The sequence below is a fragment of the Fundidesulfovibrio sp. genome, from assembly GCF_058402725.1.
This window is the reverse complement of sequence record NZ_JBZVFJ010000256.1, coordinates 1-2,987: the sequence shown is the minus strand read 5'-3', so window position 1 is coordinate 2,987 and position 2,987 is coordinate 1. Positions and strand designations below refer to the sequence as shown.

General features: G+C 68.8%; 2 protein-coding genes. Both read right to left on the bottom strand.

The annotated features are described in order from the left end of the window. Window positions 1-2,211 (bottom strand): GAF domain-containing protein (locus tag ACV4UX_RS18320; protein ID WP_491594719.1); only part of this gene is annotated, 2,211 nt, incomplete at its 3' end. Between the two features lie 176 nt (window positions 2,212-2,387). Further along, window positions 2,388-2,987, bottom strand: a 600-nt coding sequence (locus ACV4UX_RS18315) for a putative PEP-binding protein (RefSeq protein ID WP_491594718.1), incomplete at its 5' end; no start/stop codon positions are given.

Below are 2,987 nucleotides of genomic sequence, written 5' to 3'. Positions count from 1 at the left end.
GGCCAGTTGGCGCAGGGCGTCGATCTGCGCGTCGCGCCAGAGGATCTCGAAGCGGGCGCGCACCTCGTGGATGCGGTTGTGCAGGGCCTCGAGCTTGGTGGCCTTGTCTGCCACGTATTCGGGGATGACGAGCTTGCCGCAGTCGTGGAGCCAGGCGGCCACGGTGAATTCCCGCCAGCGCTCCTCGCCCTCGATGGTGAAGCCCGCCAGGGGGCCATGGTCGGCCTCGTGTGCGGCCTGGGCGATCATCTCGGCCAGCACGGGCACGCGCACGCAGTGCCCCCCCGTGTAGGGGGACTTGGCGTCGATGGCGCCCGCCGTAAGCCGGATGACGGACTCGAAGAGCTCGCGCAGCGAGTGCACCATGTTCCAGTTGTCCTGGGCCACGGCAGCCTGGGCGGCCAGGGCCTCCACGAAGCCCGCGCCGGGGTGGTGCAGGTCGAGGGCCTCGCCGGTGGCGGGGTCCACGGGGTTGAAGAGCTGCAGCACGCCCACGGCCTTGCCCAGGCGGTTGGTCAGGGGCACGGTGAGCAGGGAGCGGATGGCATAGTCATCCTGCTCGCCGGGCAGCCCCGTGGGGAAAAGCTCGAATCCCTCGCCGGAGACCGCCGCGTTGCGCCCCTCCACGAAGGCCTGGCAGGCGTGGAAGAGCACGGTGCCGCTGTCCAGCAGGTCCACGATGTCGGGATCGACCGCAACCCGCGAGGCGGGGTTCGTGGTGAGCTTGCCCAGCATGGCCGTCCCGCCGCGCAGGCTGACCAGCTCCACGGAGAGGCCGTCGGGGTCCAGCAGGTAGACGGCCCCGCCGTCGGCGTGGCCGAAGTCCTTGGCGGTGCAAAAGATCATTTCCAGGAGCCTGCCCATGTCCTGTTCGGCGGAGAGGGCCAGCCCGGCGTCCAGGAGGCGCTGAAGGCTTTGCTGTTTCTCCTTGAGGGCCAGGGTGTGGCTGCGGATGGTCTCGCGCATCACCTCGAAGGCCTGGGCGAACTGGCGCACCTCCTCGATGCGCGTGGCCACGGGGTCGCCCGGGGAGAAGTCCAGCGCGCGCACGCGGGCGGCCTCCCGACCCAGGTGGGACAACGGCCGGGCGACCCTGCGCGCGATGATCCAGGCAACGGGCACGGCCAGGACCAGGAAGACCAGAGTGAACAGCATGTTCTGGCGCGCCATGCCCCTGATGTGAGCCGTGAAGTCGTCTTCCGGGGCCGCCAGGGCCAGCACGAGGTCCGGCGAACCCGGCCCGGCAAGGGAGACGATGCAGGCCAGGCCCGGCTTGCCGTTCATGTCCAGGCTGAAGGTCCTGCATTGCGTGGAGACCGGTTCCCTGGACTCCTCGAAAGCGCGGGCCAGGGCGCGCACCGTGGGGTCGACGGCCTCCGAGGCCGGCTTGAGCGCAAGGCCCTGGCCCTTGGGGACCACCACGTCGTCGCGGGGGAGGGCCACCAGGCGTCCTCCGGTGTCCATGAGGAACACGCGCCCGCCCGGCGTGACGCCCTGGCGCGCGACCATGTCCTGAAGCTGCTTCAAGCTCACGTCCGCGCCGAAGACCCCGTCGCCCGAGGCCAGGGGACGGGCTCCGGTGATGCCGGGCAGGCCGGAGCTGCTGAAGACGTAGGGGGCCGTGAATACGGTGTTGTTGGCGCCCAGGGCGTCTTTGTACCAGGGACGGGTGCGCGGGTCGTAGTCGAAGTCCGTTTCCTCGCGCGAATCCAGTCGTTCCAGGGCGGTGCCGAGGAAGGTCCAGGTCTGGAGGCGCGCGCCGTCGGGCCTGCGCAGGATGGTGCGTTCGATGTAGGCGGCATCGAGGGGAGCGCGATAGATTTGTTTCACGGCGGGCCTGTCCTTGACGGAGAAGACCTGGATGAAATCACCGTCAGCATGGCCGGAGTAGACGCTCAGGAGGTCCGGATTGGCGTCCAGCAGGCCGGTGAGGAACTCCAGACGGGAGCTCCCCCGGGCGTGCTCGTCCTTGAGGAAGAGGGCTGCAGCGCCCGCCTGGGCGGAAAGGGCGCCGGAGAACAGTTCCACGTTGGCCCGGATGCGCGCGGAAGCCTCCCCGAACAGCTCCAGGGCGGAATCCTGGGCGGCCCTGGAACTCTCCCGCGCGGTGACGGCGAGGTTCAGGGCGGTGAGGACTGCAGCCGTGCCCACGATGAGGGCCATGACGGCGGAGAACACGCTGTAGCCCCTGGGGCTCGAAGGTGCGGACATTGAGCGGCCTTTGGAGACTTCCCGGCTCCTTTCGGGGCAATGCCGGGGAGGCAGGAGTGCGCGACGCGGGGATCGCGATGCTCCATGTCTGATAACTTTTCGGCCGCTCCGAGTCAACGACAGGAGGCGGAGGAGTCGCACCCCGGACGCCCGTTGGAGACCGGGGTGCTGGCGCGTCAGGCGCTGCGGCCCAGCCTCTTTTCCAGCTCGGCCACGGCCAGGGTGGTCTTGATCACCGTGTCGGGGTTGAGCGAGATGCTTTGGATGCCGCATTCCACCAGGAAGGCCGCGAACTCGGGGTAGTCGCTGGGGGCCTGCCCGCAGATGCCGATGTATTTGCCCTTGGCGTTGGCGACGTCGATCACCTGCTTGACCATCCGCTTCACGGCGGGGTTTCGCTCGTCGAAGACGTGGGCCACCAGGGCCGAGTCTCGGTCCACGCCCAGGATGAGCTGGGTGAGGTCGTTGGAGCCGATGGAAAAGCCGTCGAAGACCTCCAGGAACTCCTCGGCCAGGATCACGTTGGAGGGTATCTCGCACATGCCGATGATCCGCAGCCCGTTCCCGCCCTGGCGCAGGCCGTATTCCGCCATGGTCTCCACCACCTTGCGGGCCTCCTCCACGGTGCGCGGGAAGGGGATCATCACTTCCAGGTTGGTGAGCCCCATGTCCTCGCGGATCAGGCGCATGGCGCGGCACTCCAGGGCGAAGGCGTCCCGGTAGCCCTCGGAGTAGTAGCGGCTGGCCCCGCGCCAGCCGATCATGGGGTTCTCCTC